General features: G+C 65.1%; 18 protein-coding genes and 1 pseudogene. 14 read left to right on the forward strand and 5 right to left on the reverse strand.

Annotated elements, in window-relative coordinates:
* Positions 1–194: 194 nt before the first annotated feature.
* Genes QZZ29_RS05900 through QZZ29_RS05955 form a run of 12 tightly spaced genes read left to right on the forward strand, consistent with a single transcriptional unit; the run spans position 195 to position 11,442 of the window.
* On the forward strand, positions 195–1,415 hold the full coding sequence (locus tag QZZ29_RS05900; protein WP_291382062.1) for a substrate-binding domain-containing protein: 1,221 nt from the start codon (positions 195–197) through the stop codon (positions 1,413–1,415).
* A gap of 19 nt (positions 1,416–1,434) precedes the next feature.
* On the forward strand, positions 1,435–2,199 hold the full coding sequence (locus QZZ29_RS05905) for an ABC transporter ATP-binding protein (RefSeq protein ID WP_291382063.1): 765 nt from the start codon (positions 1,435–1,437) through the stop codon (positions 2,197–2,199).
* Complete coding sequence (locus tag QZZ29_RS05910; RefSeq protein WP_291382064.1) at positions 2,196–2,945, forward strand: ABC transporter ATP-binding protein; 750 nt, start codon at positions 2,196–2,198, stop codon at positions 2,943–2,945. Before QZZ29_RS05905 ends, QZZ29_RS05910 begins: the two co-directional genes overlap by 4 nt.
* Positions 2,942–3,817, forward strand: a complete 876-nt coding sequence (locus tag QZZ29_RS05915) for a branched-chain amino acid ABC transporter permease (RefSeq protein ID WP_291382065.1) — start codon at positions 2,942–2,944, stop codon at positions 3,815–3,817. Before QZZ29_RS05910 ends, QZZ29_RS05915 begins: the two co-directional genes overlap by 4 nt.
* A 2-nt stretch (positions 3,818–3,819) precedes the next feature.
* Positions 3,820–4,959: a branched-chain amino acid ABC transporter permease gene (locus tag QZZ29_RS05920; RefSeq protein WP_291382177.1), complete on the forward strand. Its 1,140-nt coding sequence runs from the start codon at positions 3,820–3,822 to the stop codon at positions 4,957–4,959.
* Entirely contained in the window at positions 4,956–6,521 is a 1,566-nt protein-coding gene (locus QZZ29_RS05925) for an AMP-binding protein (RefSeq protein ID WP_291382066.1), read from the forward strand. The genes QZZ29_RS05920 and QZZ29_RS05925 overlap by 4 nt, the downstream gene beginning before the upstream one ends.
* The gene (locus QZZ29_RS05930) at positions 6,514–7,185 is read left to right on the forward strand and encodes a TetR/AcrR family transcriptional regulator (RefSeq protein WP_291382067.1); all 672 of its coding nucleotides are present in this window, start codon (positions 6,514–6,516) and stop codon (positions 7,183–7,185) included. Before QZZ29_RS05925 ends, QZZ29_RS05930 begins: the two co-directional genes overlap by 8 nt.
* A complete protein-coding gene (locus QZZ29_RS05935; RefSeq protein ID WP_291382068.1) occupies positions 7,182–7,931 on the forward strand; it encodes a 3-hydroxybutyrate dehydrogenase in 750 nt (249 codons plus the stop codon). Before QZZ29_RS05930 ends, QZZ29_RS05935 begins: the two co-directional genes overlap by 4 nt.
* The gene (locus tag QZZ29_RS05940; RefSeq protein ID WP_291382069.1) at positions 7,928–8,842 is read left to right on the forward strand and encodes an alpha/beta hydrolase; all 915 of its coding nucleotides are present in this window, start codon (positions 7,928–7,930) and stop codon (positions 8,840–8,842) included. The genes QZZ29_RS05935 and QZZ29_RS05940 overlap by 4 nt, the downstream gene beginning before the upstream one ends.
* Positions 8,839–9,615, forward strand: a complete 777-nt coding sequence (locus tag QZZ29_RS05945; protein ID WP_291382070.1) for a CoA transferase subunit A — start codon at positions 8,839–8,841, stop codon at positions 9,613–9,615. The genes QZZ29_RS05940 and QZZ29_RS05945 overlap by 4 nt, the downstream gene beginning before the upstream one ends.
* A gap of 4 nt (positions 9,616–9,619) precedes the next feature.
* Positions 9,620–10,261, forward strand: coding sequence for a 3-oxoacid CoA-transferase subunit B (locus tag QZZ29_RS05950; protein WP_291382071.1), 642 nt, complete (start codon positions 9,620–9,622; stop codon positions 10,259–10,261).
* The gene (locus tag QZZ29_RS05955) at positions 10,258–11,442 is read left to right on the forward strand and encodes an acetyl-CoA C-acetyltransferase (protein WP_291382072.1); all 1,185 of its coding nucleotides are present in this window, start codon (positions 10,258–10,260) and stop codon (positions 11,440–11,442) included. The genes QZZ29_RS05950 and QZZ29_RS05955 overlap by 4 nt, the downstream gene beginning before the upstream one ends.
* Before the next feature lie 70 nt (positions 11,443–11,512).
* On the opposite strand, the gene QZZ29_RS05960 is transcribed toward QZZ29_RS05955, so the two are convergent.
* From QZZ29_RS05960 to QZZ29_RS12770, 5 genes and pseudogenes are all read right to left on the reverse strand, one after another.
* Positions 11,513–12,628: a bifunctional 2-methylcitrate synthase/citrate synthase gene (locus QZZ29_RS05960; RefSeq protein ID WP_291382178.1), complete on the reverse strand. Its 1,116-nt coding sequence runs from the start codon at positions 12,626–12,628 to the stop codon at positions 11,513–11,515.
* A gap of 48 nt (positions 12,629–12,676) precedes the next feature.
* On the reverse strand, positions 12,677–13,570 hold the full coding sequence (gene prpB, locus QZZ29_RS05965; protein WP_291382073.1) for a methylisocitrate lyase: 894 nt from the start codon (positions 13,568–13,570) through the stop codon (positions 12,677–12,679).
* Between the two features lie 23 nt (positions 13,571–13,593).
* On the reverse strand, positions 13,594–15,102 hold the full coding sequence (locus QZZ29_RS05970; RefSeq protein ID WP_291382074.1) for an MmgE/PrpD family protein: 1,509 nt from the start codon (positions 15,100–15,102) through the stop codon (positions 13,594–13,596).
* Complete coding sequence (locus QZZ29_RS12765; RefSeq protein ID WP_366479169.1) at positions 15,099–15,518, reverse strand: FCD domain-containing protein; 420 nt, start codon at positions 15,516–15,518, stop codon at positions 15,099–15,101. Before QZZ29_RS12765 ends, QZZ29_RS05970 begins: the two co-directional genes overlap by 4 nt.
* Positions 15,519–15,551: 33 nt before the next feature.
* A pseudogene (locus QZZ29_RS12770) lies at positions 15,552–15,758 on the reverse strand (GntR family transcriptional regulator); the annotation flags it as partial.
* Positions 15,759–15,974: 216 nt separating this feature from the next.
* Between QZZ29_RS12770 and QZZ29_RS05980 the strand changes: the two are divergent.
* On the forward strand, positions 15,975–16,097 hold the full coding sequence (locus QZZ29_RS05980) for a hypothetical protein (protein ID WP_291382076.1): 123 nt from the start codon (positions 15,975–15,977) through the stop codon (positions 16,095–16,097).
* Between the two features lie 149 nt (positions 16,098–16,246).
* Positions 16,247–16,567: a hypothetical protein gene (locus QZZ29_RS05985; RefSeq protein ID WP_291382077.1), complete on the forward strand. Its 321-nt coding sequence runs from the start codon at positions 16,247–16,249 to the stop codon at positions 16,565–16,567.
* Positions 16,568–16,573: the final 6 nt, after the last annotated feature.

A 16,573-nucleotide genomic window follows, 5' to 3' on the forward strand; every position in this document is an offset into this window, starting at 1 on the left:
CGGACTTTCAAGAAGCCGCATAACCCCGTGTCCACTGAACGGGGTCAGGGCCAAAGAGGCAACGCATGGTGCTACGCGGAGGTCTCTCATGAGTCAACGCGCTCACTTGACATTGCGCTGTGCGGCTCTTACCTTTACAACGAACCTGAATCACCTGTCAGGTTTGGATCCTTCCAAAGGCGAAAGGTACGCACATGCGGCTCAATTCCAAGGTATTCGCGGGGAGTGTCGCGGCTGTCGCCGCGCTGGCACTGACCGCGTGCGCCCCAGGCGAAACGACCCCCACGACGACGTCTAGCGCGTCCAACTCATCGTCAGCACCCCCCGGCATCACGGACGTGACGGTGGGAGTCCTCACCAGTCAGTCAGGCCCGTTGGCGGGCTACGGCCAGCAGTACCTGGATGGCTTCAAGGCAGGTCTGGACTACGCGACCGACGGCACAAATTCTGTCAACGGCGTCTCCATCAACGTCGAGTATCGCGACGATGCAGGCGACGCTGACACGGCGGTCACCGCAGCCAAGGAACTGATCGGTTCGGGCGTCAACATTCTTGCCGGAACCGTCTCCTCCGGCGTGGCCCTTGCTCTCGCCGAGCAGGCGGATCAGAACAAGGTGCTCTACATTTCCGGGCCCGCCGCAGCCGATGCGATTACCGGTGTCAACCACTACACGTTCCGTTCCGGTCGCCAGAGCGCCCAGGACGTGGCAACTGCGGGAACGTTCCTGAACGACATCGAGGGCAAGACCATCACGGTCTTTGCTCAGGACACGGCATTTGGCCAGGGCAACGCGGCCGCCGTGGATGCCATCCTTGGCGCCAAGGGTGCCACGGTGAACTCGATCCTCGTCTCAGAGGACGTCACCGAGTTCACGACGTTCGCGCAGCAGGTCATTGACGCTAAGCCCGACCTGGTGTTCGTCGCATGGGCCGGAGCCACCTCGGGTGCCATGTGGCAGGCGCTGAGTCAGCAGGGCGTCCTGGACCAGATTCCGGTGGTCACCGGGCTGGGCGACTCCGCGACGTTTGGCGCCTACGGTGACGCTTCGTCGAAGATCAAGTTCCTCAACTACTACTTCCCCGGCGCTCCGGACAACGCGGTCAACACCGCGATGGTCGACAGCATCACCGCGGCAGGTGGAGCTCCTGATCTCTTTAGCCCCGATGGCTTCAACGCGGCGATCATGATCGTTCACGCGATCGAAAGCGGTGCCGGTGACGTGGAGGCGATGATCTCCTCACTCGAGGGCTACACGTTCGACGGTCCTAAGGGAAGCATCACGGTTCGCGCCAGCGACCACGCGATGATTCAGGACATGTATCAGGTGCAGCTTGTCGCCAACGGCGACTCCTACGCACCTGAGTTGCTCGCGACGGCATCCGCCGCCGACGTCGCTCCTCCCGAGATGCCGTAGCGTACCGGTACGGTTCGATATGGCTACCTCAGTCCCGCCCGCGCTGCGCATTGCCGGCCTCGGCCTGCGCATCGGCGGCGCCACCATTCTTGACAATGTCGACCTCGAGGTCGCGCCCGGCTCTATCATCGGCGTGATCGGTCCCAACGGTGCAGGAAAAACCACGCTGTTCAATGTGGTTTCCGGCGTCATGCGGCCAACGGCTGGCACTGTCGAGATGGATGGCGCGGACATCACATCGATGTCAGTGCCGATGCGCGCGCGGGCGGGACTGGGGAGGACATTCCAAACCTCCAACTATTTTCCCCGACTCAGTGTGCTGGAAAACGTCCGCATCGCGGCCCAGGTCTCGCTGGGCGGGAACTACTCCGTGCTCCACTTTCCCCGCCGCGGCGATGAGGCAACGCAACGCGCCCGCGCGCACCTCACATCGGTGGGACTTGGCCACCGCGAGCACGACCTCGCCGGAGACATCTCCCATGGTGACAAGCGCAAGTTGGAGATCGCGGTGTTACTTGCGACGGATGCCCAACTGGTCTTGCTTGACGAGCCGATGGCGGGCGTGGGTTCCGGCGACGTGAGCGGGCTGGTCAACAACATCCGAACGCTTCACGCAGAAAAGGGATGCACTGTCCTGATGGTGGAACATCACATTGACGTCCTGATGGGCCTGGTGGACAAGGTTGCGGTCCTCAACTTTGGTCACATCATCGCGTTCGACACGCCGCAACGCGTCATGGAGGATCCAGTCGTCCAGCGCGCCTACCTGGGCACTGCAGCATGAGCGACGGCACGACCGACGGCTCGATCCTGACGGTGCAGAACCTGTCGGCATCCATCAACGGTCAGCAGGTGGTCGAAGACGTCTCGCTCTCTGTTCCCGCCACGGGAATCACTGCCGTACTTGGGCGCAACGGCGTGGGCAAGACATCGACGCTGCGGGCCATCCTCGGACTGATCTCCAGGAGTGGCGAGATACGACTCGCGGGCGAGCGAATCGACGGCCTGCGTACGCACCGCATCGTCCAGAGCGGTGTGGGCTATGTGCCCGAGGATCGTGAAGTGTTTGCGCGGCTCACCGTTGCCGAGAACCTTGCGCTAGCCGAGCGCCAACGCGAACCCGCGCGCGAACTGGTGAACGAGTTGTTCCCGGATCTGGTTCAGCGCCGGAATCAGATGGCTGGAACGCTGTCAGGTGGACAGCAGCAGATGCTTTCGGTGGCTCGCGCACTCATCAACGACAACCGCATCTTGCTGGTCGACGAACCCACCAAGGGGCTTGCTCCCAAGATCGTCGCCGACGTGACCATCGCGCTTCGCCGGGCGGCGGAGAAGGTGCCGATTCTGCTTGTCGAACAGAACCTTGAGGTGGTGCGCCAGCTCGCTGGCGACGCCATCGTCATCAGCGGTGGGCGCGTTGTCCACACCGGGCGCGCGGTCGAATTCCTCGATGACGAGGCACTCATCAAGCGGCTCCTGGGAGTGTATGCAGAAGCCCCCGCCGGCAACGGTAGCGAGGAATCCGCATGAGTTCTCTCATCCTCGTCACCCTCACTGGAATAGGGCTCGGCGCGCTGTACTTTCTTGTGGCGTCGGGACTCAGCCTGATCTATGGGCTGATGCACGTGCTGAACTTCGCGCACGGCGCCTTCCTCACCTTTGGCGCCTTCATCGGCTGGGAGGTAGCCCGCCGTCTCGACAGCGAATCGTGGTGGGTGTTCGCGCTGTCCATCCTGGTGGGCGGCGTCGTGGGTGCGGCGGTGGCGAGCCTCACCGAACTCGCCCTGATCAGACCGCTGTATGACCGACACATCGAGCAGGTGCTGGTCACCGTGGGTCTCGCCTTGGCGGCGGTGGCGCTGTTCGAGGGAATCTGGGGTGCGGATCCGATCTACATCGCGGGTCCCGCGTGGCTTAAGCAGACCACGGACGTCTTCGGAGCTTCGATCCCGAACACGTATTGGGTGCTGATGGGGGCTGCGACCGCGCTGCTCGTCAGTCTGGTGTTTTTCCTGCGCTATACCCGTTACGGAATCATCATCCGCGCAGGCGTCGAGAACCGGCCGATGGTCACCGCCCTCGGTATCGACGTGCGTCGTGCGTTTACCGTGGTGTTCGCCATCGGCGGTTCCGCGGCGGGGGTGGGCGGGGTCCTTGCCGCGCACTACACGGGCTACGTTTCACCGCACCTGGGTTCGACGCTCCTGATCTTCGCGTTCATCGTCACCGTCATTGGCGGCGTCGGCTCCCTGACAGGCGCCGCCGTCGCTTCCGTCCTGGTCGCGGTGCTCCAGCAATTCGCCAACTACTACCTGAACGGGACGGGCGACTTCATCGTCGTCATCCTGCTCGCCGCGGTGCTCCTGGTGCGACCCGCCGGGCTCATAGGACGGAGGGCATGAACATGACGGAGGCCTCACACGGTTCTGGACGTTCGACTCTGCGCCGCGCGGCACCCCTGGTCGCCGGGGGAGCCTGCGTGGCGCTGCTCGCCACGTTGCCACTCCTCAATATCCGGGTTCCAGGAATCCTGCCCACGGCGACCTACCAACCCGGCACCCTAGCGCTGCTGTCCCTCGCGATGATCTTCGCGGGCCTGGCGCTGTCCTACAACATGCTGCTGGGCACCGCGGGCATGCTGTCCTTTGGGCATGCGCTGTACTTCGGAGCTGGCGCCTACGGTCTCGGAATCGTGCTCGAGAACCTCTCCGTGCCGCTGTGGCCCGGCATCCTCATAGCCTTGGTGGGCGGCCTGGTGATCGCGCTCGTCACCGGGGCGGTGAGCATCCGAGTGACAGGCATCCCTTTTGCCATGGTGACTCTTGCCTTCGCCCAGGGGGGTTCCGTCTTGGTGCGGCGCAACGCCGCCGTCACGGGCGGGGACGAGGGATTGAGCCTCAATACCGATCACGTGCCGGACTTCTTCCTGGGCGTCATCAATACCCGCAATATGTACTGGCTGACGCTCGCGATACTGGTCTTCGTGTACCTCGTTGCGCTGTGGATCGACCGGTCCCGTCTCGGTCACCTGTCGAGAGCCTCTCGCGAGAACGACCTGCGCCTTCAAGTGCTCGGCCTGCGTCCCGCCTACGCGAAACTCATCACGTTTGCCGCGGCCGGCCTGTGCGCATCGCTCATGGGCGTCGTCTACGTGCTGTTGCAGTCGGGAACGACGCCCACGGCCGTCTCGGCGGATCTCACCATCACGATCCTGGTGATGGTGGTGCTCGGCGGTGTGGGGTTCAGGTGGGGCGCCATCGTGGGAGGCGTCCTCTATACGCTGCTGGACCAGCGGCTCACGGTATTGGCGGGCTCCGACGTGATTGCGTCGCTTCCGGACGTATTGCGGGTTCCGCTGTCACAGCCGCTGTTCATTCTTGGCGTGCTCTTTATTCTGGTGGTCATGTTTCTGCCTGGGGGTATCGCCGGAACGGTAGACGCATGGTGGCGCCGGAGGCGGGGACGCGCGCGTGCGACATCCCTGCGCGCGCTCGACGCGGAAAGCGCTGGCGCACCTGACATTGCGCAGGAGGCACGGCCATGACCATTCCCGATGCGGCGTACGGGCAGGCGGCGGAGCCCCACACCATCGGCCGCTGGCTTCTTGGTCGAGCAGCGCAGGATCCCGGCCGCATCGCGATCGACGACCGCGGCGTCACGGTCGACTACCGCACGCTCGCCAGGCGCGCGTCGGATCTGGCGGAGCGGCTGGCGGCGGCGGGCTACGGCGCGGGGCATCGGATCGCCACCATCTCCGGTAGTTCGACCGACCACGTGGTGGCGTTCTTCGCGTGCGCGTTGAGCGGCATCGCGTTTGTGCCACTGTCGTGGCGGCTCACCCCGAGGGAGCTCACGGCGGCGCTGACACGCACGGAACCCGCGCTCGTACTGGTGGACGACGAGCACGGAGCCCTCGCGTGGGAGGCCTTGAGAGCGATGGACCCGGAGCCCCCGGTCGCGAACCTCGGCACCACGGGAGTCGAGGCTGCGGCGCCTCATGCCCGCAGCGTGAAGCCGGCTCGCCCCGTCCGTGATGACGACCCCCTGCTGGTGATCTTTACCTCAGGATCCGAGGCGGAGCCCAAGGGTGTGGTGCTCACGCACGCGAACTGCTTCTGGAACAATCTCGCGTTGGCGCACTCGTTACCAGTACAGCCAGACGACGTGGTGCTCGTGGTGCTGCCTCAGTTCCACGTGGCGGCCTGGAACGTGCAGCCGCTGCTCGCGTGGTGGGTGGGCGCCAAGGTGGTGCTCGAGCGCTCCTTCCAACCTTCGCGCGTCCTGCAGTTGATCGAGGAGCGTCGCGTCACCTGCATGATGGGCGTGCCCACCCAGTACCGAATGCTCGAAGCCGACCGGGACTGGGAATCGGCTGATCTTTCGAGCCTGCGTACGGCCCTGATCGGCGGCGCCACGGCCTCGGAGGCGCTCCACAAGGCCTGGCGGGATCGGGGTGTTCCCCTCACTCAGGGCTACGGGCTCACCGAGGCTGCGCCAAACGTTCTTTATCTCCCGGCGGACGAGGTCGCGGACCACCACGGCGCCGTCGGCCGGCCCTACCCGTATGTGGAGGTCTGCATCGCGGACCCGGAGACCGGATTGCCGCTCGAGGGCGAGGCGTCCGGGGAGCTCTGGGTGAGCGGACCCAGCGTCTTCGCGGGCTATCTGAGCGACCCCGAGGCGACACAGCGCGCCCTGAACGGGCAGTGGCTGAGGACGGGGGACCTAGTTCATCGCGACCAGGATGGCTTGTTCAGCATCGTGGATCGACTGAAAGACATCTACATCTCTGGTGGCGAGAACGTGGCCCCGGCGGAGGTGGAATTCGCGTTGGCTCTGCACCCGCTGGTCGCGCAGGTCGCCGTGGTGGGCGTGCCTGATTCCGTGTGGGGGGAGCGGGGGGTGGCGTTCGTTGTCGCCACGCGGGGCGCCGCGGTCTCCGAGGACGAGATCCTCGCGCACGCGCGTCGCAATCTGGCGGGCTTCAAGGTTCCCGTCCGCGTCGTATTCGTGTCGCGGTTACCCCATTCGGCTACGGACAAGGTCGTGAAGGCCAGACTGCGTGACCGGGCGATCACGCTGATGGAGGAGGCACATCATGACTGAGTTGCATGAGGCCGAAGAGGTGTCGTCCACGGCCGGCCGGCCCCTCACCAGGCGGGGCGAACAGACGCGCGCCAAGCTCTTGGAGGCGGCCGAGCATGTGGTCGCGGACATCGGCTATCACGAGGCGTCGATCGTGAAGATCACCGAACGTGCGGGCGTGGGGATGGGCACGTTCTACCTCTACTTCGACTCCAAGCAGACGGTGTTCGAGGCACTCGTGGTGGACCTCAACCGGCGGGTGAGGCATTCCATGGCCGCCGCGATGGAGGGGACGGGCTCGCGGGTCGAGGCGGAACGTGCCGGCTTCTCCGGGTTCTTTCGCTTCACGGCCCAGCACCCCGCCCTGTACCGCGTGGTGCGCGAGGCGGAATTCGTCTCCCCTCAGATGCTGCGGCTGCACTACACGCGCATCGTCGAGGGGTACATCGCGGGGCTCGAGGCGGCACAGGGCGTGGGCGAGATTGACCCCGGACTCGATCCGGAGGTGACCGCTTGGGCGCTCATGGGCATCGGCGAGCTCATCGGAATGCGCTACCTGCTGTGGGAAAGAGACTCTGACGGTCGGCCGCCTGTGGACCTCGATCCGGACGTCTTTGAGGCGATGATGCGATTCATTCAAAACGCCCTGACGCCCCCGCGTCGGGCGGAAAGCGAGGAGTCATGACGGACAGCATGAAGGGCAAGCGCGCGCTCGTCACCGGCGGTGCCAGCGGCATCGGCAGGGCGTGCGCCGACGCCTTCGCGACGCGCGGAGCCTACGTGACGATCGCCGATATCAACGCCGACGCAGCCGACGAGGCGGCGGCCGCCGTCGGGGGAGAGGCGTGGCATGTGGACCTATCGGACACACACTCCCTCGACGACCTGACGCTTGACGTGGACGTCCTCGTCAACAACGCGGGTTTGCAGCATGTCAGCCCCCTCGAGGAGTTTGACCCCGACAAGTTCCGGCTGCTCCACAGCATCATGCTGGTGGCGCCCTACCTGCTGATTCGCGCGGCGCTGCCGGCCATGTATGAGCGGGGCTGGGGGCGGGTCATCAACATTTCCAGCGTCCACGGCCTGCGGGCGAGCGCGTTCAAGTCCGCCTATGTTTCGGCCAAGCACGGGCTCGAAGGCTTGTCCAAGGTGACTGCTCTTGAGGGCGGTCCGCATGGCGTCACGAGCAACTGCATCAATCCTTCCTACGTCCGTACCCCGTTGGTCGAGAAGCAAATAGCGGACCAGGCGCGGGTGCACGACATACCGGAGGACGACGTGGTCTCGACGATCATGCTCGGGGAGACCGTCATCAAGAGGCTCGTTGAACCGCACGAGGTCGCCTCACTCGCGCTCTGGCTGGCGTCGGAGGACGCGGGCATGGTGACCGGGTCCTCGTACACGATTGACGGAGGGTGGACGGCGAAATGAGCAGTCACGACTACCGCACGGTGGACGTCCCCGTCGAGGGTGGCGCCCTGCGCGTGGGCGTCTGGGAGCCGATCGGCGAACACACCGCTGACGTGCTGATGATCCACGGAGTCACGTCCTCCCACCTGGCTTTCCCGTTCGTGGCCCGCCACCTTCCCGGCGTGCGGGTGATCGCCCCGGACCTTCGCGGACGCGGCCGCAGTTCCGAAGTCGAGGGGCCTGCCGGGATGGATGCGCACGCCCGCGATATGGGTGCGGTGCTCGATCACTTCGCGATCGATCGCCTGGTGGTCGTCGGCCACTCCATGGGTGGCTTCGTGGCCGTGGTGACCGCTCATCACCATTCCGATCGGGTGACCAAACTGGTGCTCATCGACGGCGGCATCCCGTTCGATGTTCCCGCTCAGATCCCACCTGACGACTTGGTGGCGGCGCTCTTGGGACCCACCGCAGAGCGCCTGTCGATGCGGTTCGCGGACGAGGACGCCTATCTCGCCTTGTGGCGAGAGCACCCCGCATTCGTCGCCGACTGGACCGATGAGCTCGAGGACTACGTCCGATATGACCTGGTGCCGGACGGCGACCAGCTACGCCCGGCTACGCGATACGACGTCGTCGTCCACGACACTGCCGACCTCGCGACCGGCTCTGCAATTCGCGACGCCCTCGCGGCACTGCACCACCCCACCCGGCTGGTGACGGTGTGGAAGGGGCTGGTCAATGAGAGGCCCGGGCTGTACGCACCCGAATACCTTGAGCGGGCCCTCCCGCTGCTGCCGACGGTCACTCACGAACGGATCGATCGCTTCAACCACTACACGATCGTGCTGTCGCCCGCAGGCGGCGCCCTCATGGCCCAGGTGATCGGCACCGAGATCGATGCAGCCGCACAGGAAGGAACCCAGAAATGATGGACAAGACCTATGAATCGGCGGCGGCGGCCGTCGCGGATATCGAGGACGGAGCCTCCATCGCCGTGGGTGGCTTCGGCCTGTGCGGCAACCCGATGGCGCTGATCGAGGCCCTTCTCGCGCAGGGCACGACGGATCTTTCGATCGTCTCCAACAATTGCGGGGTAGACGACTGGGGACTGGGAGTCCTTCTCGCGGCACGTCGGATTCGCAAGATGACGTCGTCCTACGTGGGCGAGAACAAGGACTTCGAGCGCCAGTTCCTTGGCGGAGACCTTGAGGTGGAACTCACCCCACAGGGCACCTTGGCGGAGAAGCTGCGCGCGGGCGGATCGGGAGTCGCCGCGTTCTTCACACCCACCGGAGTCGGCACGCAGATGGCCGACGGCGGCCTCCCGTTGCGTTATGACGGCGCCGGTGGGATTGCCGAAGCGTCGGAGGCGAAGGAAGTGCGTCCCTTCACGATTCGGGGCCGCACGCGTGACTACGTCCTCGAGGAAAGCATCGTCACGGACTTTGCGTTGGTACACGCGGCTCTCGGTGACCGCCACGGCAACCTCGTCTTCAATAAGTCGGCGCGCAATTTCAATCCCCTCGCCGCCATGGCTGGCACGATCTGCATCGCCCAGGTGGAAAGACTCGTCGAACCTGGCGAGATCGACGCCGACGCGATACACCTGCCGGGCGTCTTCGTCCACCGGGTCGTGGAGGTGGGCGGGGCCATCGAGAAGCGCATCGAGAGGCGCACCGTGACCGAGTCGGAAGGGAAGTGACGTCATGCCATTGACACGAACGCAGATGGCCGCCCGGGCCGCATTGGAACTGGTCGACGGGTCCTACGTGAACCTCGGCATCGGATTGCCCACGCTGGTCCCAAGTCACCTGTCCGAGGGCGTCACGGTGGTCTTGCAATCCGAGAACGGCATCTTGGGGGTGGGTCAATACCCCACCGAGGAGGCCGTCGATCCCGACCTGATCAACGCCGGCAAGGAAACCGTGACCGTGCTACCCGGAGCGTCGTACTTCGACTCGGCGACCAGCTTCGGCATGATCCGCGGAGGCAAAATCGACGCCGCCATCTTGGGAGGCATGCAAGTGTCCAAGAATGGGGACCTCGCAAACTGGATGATCCCGGGGAAGATGGTGAAGGGACCCGGTGGCGCCATGGACTTGGTGCACGGTGCCCGGCACGTGGTGGTGCTCATGGAGCACGTGGCGCGCGACGGTTCACCCAAGATTGTCGAGACGTGCTCGTTGCCGTTGACGGGCAAGCGGGTGGTCGATCGCATCATCACGGACCTTGCGGTGATTGACGTCACCGGACGCGGGCTTGTGCTGGTGGAACTGGCTCCCGGGGTGAGTGCCGAGGAGGTCGCTGCGGCCACAGAAGCGCCCCTGATCGTGGAGCTGGCGTCATGAGCGGGCCGGAGGTGGTGATCGTCGCCGCCGCGCGCACCCCTCAGGGCAAGTTGCTCGGGGCGTTGTCGTCGCTGACCGCCGTTGATTTGGGGGCGGCCGCCATCCGCGGGGCGCTGGCACAGGGCGCGATCGACCCGGAACTGGTCAACGCCGCCATCATGGGACAGGTGCTGCAGGCCGGAGCCGGACAGAATCCCGCGCGTCAGGCATCCATCGCGGCCGGCATCCCGTGGAGCGTTCCTGCTCACACTGTCAACAAGTTGTGCCTGTCGGGGCTGTCGTCGATCGTCGACGCCTCTCGCATGATCCGCCTCGGCGACGCGACCGTGGTCGTTGCAGGGGGCATGGAGTCCATGAGCAATGCTCCGCACCTGCTGCCAAGTTCCAGAACCGGCTGGAGGTACGGCTCCGTAGAGATGCTGGACCACATGTCACGTGACGGCCTGACCGATGCTTTTGATGGCGACAGCATGGGCGCGTCGACCGAGCGCCACAACACCCGGTTGGGAGTGTCGCGCGAGGATCAGGACACCGTGGCGGCGCTCTCGCACCAGCGGGCAGCCAAGGCCGCGGCTGACGGGATGTTCGACGCGGAGATCGTGCCCATCGAGGTGCCCCAGCGTCGGGGCGAGCCAGTGGTGATCACCGCAGACGAGGGCGTCCGACCGGACACAACGGTCGAGACCTTGTCGCGGCTCCGGCCCGCATTCTCGCCGGAGGGGTCCATCACAGCCGGCAACGCCTCGGGGATTTCCGACGGCGCCGCGGCGGTCGTGGTCACCACCCGCGACAACGCCGACGCACATGGCTGGGCTGTGCTGGCGGTGATCGGGGCGTACGGAGAGGTGGCCGGCCCCGACAATTCCCTTCAGGAGCAGCCAGCGCGCGCCATTGAGCAAGCGTGCACACGGCACGGTATTGCGCCGGGGGACTGCGACTTCATCGAGATCAACGAGGCCTTCGGCGCCGTGGTCGCGCGGTCGCGGGACCAGCTGGGGGTCTCCGCCGATATCGTCAATATTCACGGGGGAGGTATCGCGATGGGCCACCCGATCGGCGCCTCCGGGGCACGTGTCGCCGTGCATGCCGTCCACGAACTGTCACGCAGGGGCGGCGGCACGGCCGTGGTGGCTCTGTGCGGCGGTGGGGGACAGGGTGAGGCGTTGATCCTCACACTGTGACGGTGTCCGGCCGTCACGGCGCTGCCTGCCTTCAACAACGTCGCGTCACCAGAGTCTTCGCTGTGTAGGCCTAGCCGTCCAGGTGGCGTTCGTCGACTCCGTTGTAGACGGAGAGTGGGCGGATCAGCGAGTTGGACGCGAGTTGTTCCATGATGTGCGCGGTCCACCCAGTGAGGCGGGAGGCAACGAACAGCGGGGTGAACATCTCAGTGTCAAAGCCGATCAAGTGGTACGCCGGGCCGGAGGGGTAGTCCAGGTTCGGCTTGATCGCCTTGCGCGATTGCATCGCTTCGTTGAGCGCGTCGTAGAGTTCGGCCATATCGGGGCGGTCGTACTCGACGATGAGCGTGTCGAGCGCCTTCTTCATGGTGGGGACGCGGGAGTCGCCGTTCTTGTAGACGCGGTGGCCGAATCCCATGATCTTTCGCTTGTCCGCGAGTGCCCGCTCGAGCCAAGCATCGGCGTTGTCTGCCGTGCCGATCTCGTCGAACAGGTGCATGACGGCCTCGTTGGCGCCTCCGTGCAGAGGTCCCTTGAGGGCGCCGATGCCCGCCACCACCGCCGAGTAGAGGTCGGACAGCGTCGAGGTGACGACGCGGGCGGTGAAGGTGGAGGCGTTGAAGGAGTGCTCGGCGTAGAGAATCATCGACACGTTGAAAGCGTCCACCACCACGTCGCTCGGGACTTCTCCGAAGGCCATGGAGAGGAAGTTGGCGGAGTAGCCGAGGTCGTCACGTGGCTCGACCAGATCTTGATGCCGACGACGCCGCTGGTCGTAGGCGACGATGGCCGGCAGCTTCGCCAGCAGGGTGATCGATTTCGACAGGTTCGACTCCACCGACGGGTCGGCGGCCGCCGGGTCGAGAGCACCGATCACGCTCACGGCGGTGCGGAGGACGTCCATCGGGTGCGCCGTCAGCGGCAGGTCGTCAATCACGCGCTTCACGATCGGATCGAGGGAACGCTGAGAACGTTCGAGAGCCTTGAACTCGGCAAACTGCCGCGCATCGGGAAGCTCCCCGTGCCACAGCAGGTAGGCCACTGCCTCGAAGCTCCTGCTCGCGGCCAGTTCCGGCACCGGATAGCCGCGATATAGCAACGAGTTAGATGCGGTGTTGACCGTGGAAATGGCGGTGTAGTCGGCCGGCACCCCGGCGAGACCCTTGTAGACGTCTTTGTCTTCCAGCACTGCGAACTCCTTTGAGGTAGTGGGTCTGCTCAGGGGGGTGTGCCTCTAGAGGCTGAAGTTGAAAACGGACTCGTCGAAGGTGTTGTAACCCGCGTAGTCGTTGAGCTCATAGAGCCTCGCCCGGGTCTGCATGTTGGCGACCTCCGAGTTCAAAGAGCCCTCTGCGACCAGGGTGTCCAGGCCGCGCTCAGCCGCTCCCATCGCGAGTCGCAGTAGCGAGACTGGGTAGATCACGATGTTGACGCCCACGTTGGCGAGTTGCTCGTTGGTCAGCAGTTCGGACTTGCCGAACTCGGTCATGTTGGCAAGCAACGGCACGTCGATGGCGCCCCGCATTGCCTCGAACTCGGAGAGGTCCTTCATCGCCTCCGGGAAGATCGCGTCCGCTCCCGCATCCACTAGCTCCTTCGCCCGATCGACCGCCGCGGAGAGGCCCTCGACGGCCCGAATGTCGGTGCGCGCCATGACCAGCAGGTTGGGATCGCGACGCGCGTCCGTGGCCGCACGGATGCGCTTGACCGCGGTATCCGAGTCGGCAATGGCTGTGCCGTCGAGGTGGCCGCACCTCTTGGGGTTGACCTGGTCCTCGATGTGTAGACCAGCGACCCCGGCATCTTCGAGTGTCTGCACGGTGCGGGCGACGTTCATCGGTTCGCCGAAACCGGTATCTGCGTCGATGAGCGTCGGCAGGTCGGTCATCCGCGAGATCTGGCCGCCGCGGTTGGCCACCTCGGTGAGCGTCGTCAGCCCGATGTCGGGAAGTCCGAGATCGGCCGCGATGACCGCGCCCGAGATGTACACGCCCTCGAAGCCCTTCTGTTGGATCAGATTCGCGCTCAGCGGGTTGAACGCACCCGGAATTCGCAGCAGCTTTCCGCTGTCGAGTGACCGTCGAAACGCGGCCCGCTTCTGGGCGGCGGGAATCTTTGAATACAGCACAGTGCTGGTCCTTCCGTTGGGGCTTAGAAAATGCCTGCGGGGTTGCGGATGTCGGACAGATCGGCGGTGACATTCAGGCCAGTGAGTTCAGCTGCCGTCAACTCGGGTAGCCGCTGGGCGATGTCGAGAAACCGATCGATCTCCGCGCCGGCGAGCACGCCGTCTGCCAGGATTCGGAACTTGTGGATGTACTGCGCACGTGCGAACGGTCGGGCTCCCAACGGATGCGCATCCGCCAACGCGATCTCTTCGACCAGTCGAGTGCCGTTGGTCAACTCGAATTCGACACGCCCGCCGAACGCCTTCTGGGCGGGGTCGACCGCGTGATAGCGCCGCGTCCATTCCGCGTCCTCGCGCGTGGTGACTTTGTGCCATAGCTCCACGGAGTCGGGTCGAGCAGCCCGCTGCGGGGAGTAGGACGCGCTGTGATCCCAGGAGCCGTCCTGCAGCGCGACCGTGAAAATGTAGGGAATCGAGTGATCAAGGGTCTCCCGGCTCGCCGTCGGGTCGTACTTCTGCGGGTCGTTCGCGCCTGACCCGATGACGTGATGCGTGTGATGGCTGGTGTGCAGAACCACCGACGCCACGTTCTTGGGATCCTTCAGTTCGGGGTGCTCCCGCCCCAGCTTTCGGGCGAGGTCGATCCAGGCTTGCGCCTGATACTCGGCCGAGTGCTCCTTGGTGTAGCTGTCGAGGATGGCGCGTCGCGGCTCGCCGGCCTCGGGGAGCGGAACCTCGTAGCGGGCATCCTTGCCGCCGAGCAACCAGGCGATCACGCCGTCCTCGCCCTCGTAGATGGGGGTCGGGCTGGTCTGCCCGCGCATCGCCCGGTCCACGGACTCGATGGCCGCCTTTCCCGCGAAGGCCGGCGCATGGGATTTCCACGTCGAGATCTCGCCCTTGCGCGACTGCCGTGTCGCTGTCGTCGTGTGGAGTGCCTGGCCGATGGCCTGGAAGATCGTCTCGGTGGGCAAGCCGAGCAGGGTGCCGATTCCGGCGGCGGCGCTCGGGCCTAGGTGGGCGACGTGGTCGATCTTGAACTCATGCAAACTGATGGCCTTCACCAGATCGATCTGGATCTCATACCCGGTCACGATGCCGCGCACTAGCTCCTCGCCGGTCTTGCCCATGTGCTGTGCCACGGCGAGAATCGGGGGGATGTTGTCACCCGGGTGTGAATACTCGGCGGCGAGGAACGTGTCGTGGTAGTCGAGTTCGCGCACCGCGACGCCGTTGGCCCAGGCGGCCCACTCCGGACTCGTCAGTGCGTCGGTCCCGAAGACGGTGGATCCTCTCCCGCCCCGCGAGACCAGATGTGCCGTGGCCTGGGAGCGCGACGAGACGATCGGCGCGCGGCGAAGTGACGCGGCTGCGACGCTTGCGTTGTCGATAATCCGGTTGATGACCATGGCCTCGACCTCGGCGGTTGCGGGGACGTTCTGGGCCGCCACCTCGGCGAGGCTCCAGGCGAGTTGCTTCTCGCGGGGCAAGGGTTCTGAGCTCGAGTAGACCCGAACGGGGTGAAGCTTCACGGGACGTTCCTTTCCAGGGACTTCAGGATGTAGCGAAGACTGCGGTGCAGGTGCAGTTGGGTCGCGTGGGCAGCGAGCGATTCCTCGCCATCGACGATGGCGTCAATGATCTGCACATGTTCTTGAGCCGCATCCCGTAGTCGCGCCGGGTCGTCCTGCGCGAGTCGACGGATCCGAGTGACGTGGGTGCGCACCCCGTTCAGAGTGGCGACAAGGGTCGGATTGCCGACTGCATGGTCGATGGTTGCGTCGAGCTCGCCGACCAACTCGTAGTAGCGGTGCTTGTCCGCAAGCAGTGCCTCGACATCTTGGAACTGTCGTTGGAGTCCCACAAAGACGGAAACATCGCGGCGCCGCGCGGCCAGCCGTGCCGCTTGCCCCTCGAGTGCCTGGCGAACCTCGAACAGCTCGGTCACATGATCGACTGAAACCGGCGTCACGACGAGGCCTCGACCTGCGTGCTTGGAGACAAGTCCATCGGCGCCCAGACGCGAGAGTGCCTCCCGCAATGGAGTGCGTGACACGCCCAGGCGTTCTGCTTGATCCACCTCGGTCAGCACCGTTCCCGGCGAAAGCTGTCCATCCAGGATCTCGCACCGGAGAGTGGTGTACGCGCGACTGCTTGCCCGTCCTCGTTGATCTCGGGCCTCCCTCATGTATGCACACTACTGCAATGTGGGGCACTTTGGGACGATTAGAGGGCTACATGTATACATTAGTCCTCGCGCCGCCGGAACGCCTCGACGCAGCGAGCGATCTCGCTGCCGGAGTGTGCCGCCGTCGCAACGTCGTCGGAGGTCGGCGCGTTCCGAGACGCGACGCGAGTGATCCGTCTCGGTGGATCCGCGATCTCCTTGTGGAAGGCTGGCGGCATGAATGACGCAGTTCTCATCGCTCACTGGAGCGAGGTTTACGCGCGTCCCGTCTCCGGCGGGGACTTCTCCGAACTCGAAGGAGTGACCCAAGAGGACGCGCCCTGGAGCTATGAGGAGTGAGTGCGGGAGGCATTGGCGGGCGCCACGAGCGCCCTCGACATCGGACCAGGGGGAGCAGAGTTCCTCTCGCAGATCGGTGACGCACTGCCGCGTGACACCGTGGCGACCGAAGGCTGGGAGCCGAACGTGCCCACCGCTTCGATGCGGTCATGGCCCGTCACGAGGCCTGCGACGCGGCAGAAATGGTCCGGGTTTTGCGGCCCGGGGGAGTGCTCGTGACCCAACAGGTAGAAGCGGAGAACCTGAGGCAGTTGCGAGTAGTGCTCGGCTTTGCAACGTCCTATCCGGAACAGACGCTTGAGTCTCACGTCGACTCCGCGTCCGCCGCGGGGCTCGTGATTGAACGCTCCGAGTTGTGGGAGGGGCAGACCACCTTTCCCCATGTGGCTTCGCTGGTGCGCTATCTCGCGATGGTGCGTGGGAGGCGCCCGGCGACTTTTCACCAGAGCGGCACGCGGACGTCTTGCTAGGACTCG

It is taken from the genome of Demequina sp. (genome assembly GCF_016278765.1).
In the GTDB taxonomy this organism is placed as follows: Bacteria; Actinomycetota; Actinomycetes; order Actinomycetales; family Demequinaceae; genus Demequina.

Coding starts and splice junctions, on each gene's coding strand:
- QZZ29_RS05940 (WP_291382069.1), top strand. CDS start 7,928: ATGAGCAGTCACGACTACCGCACGGTGGACGTCCCCGTCGAGGGTGGC.
- QZZ29_RS05945 (WP_291382070.1), top strand. CDS start 8,839: ATGATGGACAAGACCTATGAATCGGCGGCGGCGGCCGTCGCGGATATC.
- QZZ29_RS05905 (WP_291382063.1), top strand. CDS start 1,435: ATGGCTACCTCAGTCCCGCCCGCGCTGCGCATTGCCGGCCTCGGCCTG.
- QZZ29_RS05985 (WP_291382077.1), top strand. CDS start 16,247: ATGGCCCGTCACGAGGCCTGCGACGCGGCAGAAATGGTCCGGGTTTTG.
- QZZ29_RS05915 (WP_291382065.1), top strand. CDS start 2,942: ATGAGTTCTCTCATCCTCGTCACCCTCACTGGAATAGGGCTCGGCGCG.
- QZZ29_RS05920 (WP_291382177.1), top strand. CDS start 3,820: ATGACGGAGGCCTCACACGGTTCTGGACGTTCGACTCTGCGCCGCGCG.
- QZZ29_RS05950 (WP_291382071.1), top strand. CDS start 9,620: ATGCCATTGACACGAACGCAGATGGCCGCCCGGGCCGCATTGGAACTG.
- QZZ29_RS05955 (WP_291382072.1), top strand. CDS start 10,258: ATGAGCGGGCCGGAGGTGGTGATCGTCGCCGCCGCGCGCACCCCTCAG.
- QZZ29_RS05910 (WP_291382064.1), top strand. CDS start 2,196: ATGAGCGACGGCACGACCGACGGCTCGATCCTGACGGTGCAGAACCTG.
- QZZ29_RS05930 (WP_291382067.1), top strand. CDS start 6,514: ATGACTGAGTTGCATGAGGCCGAAGAGGTGTCGTCCACGGCCGGCCGG.
- QZZ29_RS05935 (WP_291382068.1), top strand. CDS start 7,182: ATGACGGACAGCATGAAGGGCAAGCGCGCGCTCGTCACCGGCGGTGCC.
- QZZ29_RS05900 (WP_291382062.1), top strand. CDS start 195: ATGCGGCTCAATTCCAAGGTATTCGCGGGGAGTGTCGCGGCTGTCGCC.
- QZZ29_RS05980 (WP_291382076.1), top strand. CDS start 15,975: ATGAATGACGCAGTTCTCATCGCTCACTGGAGCGAGGTTTACGCGCGT.
- QZZ29_RS05925 (WP_291382066.1), top strand. CDS start 4,956: ATGACCATTCCCGATGCGGCGTACGGGCAGGCGGCGGAGCCCCACACC.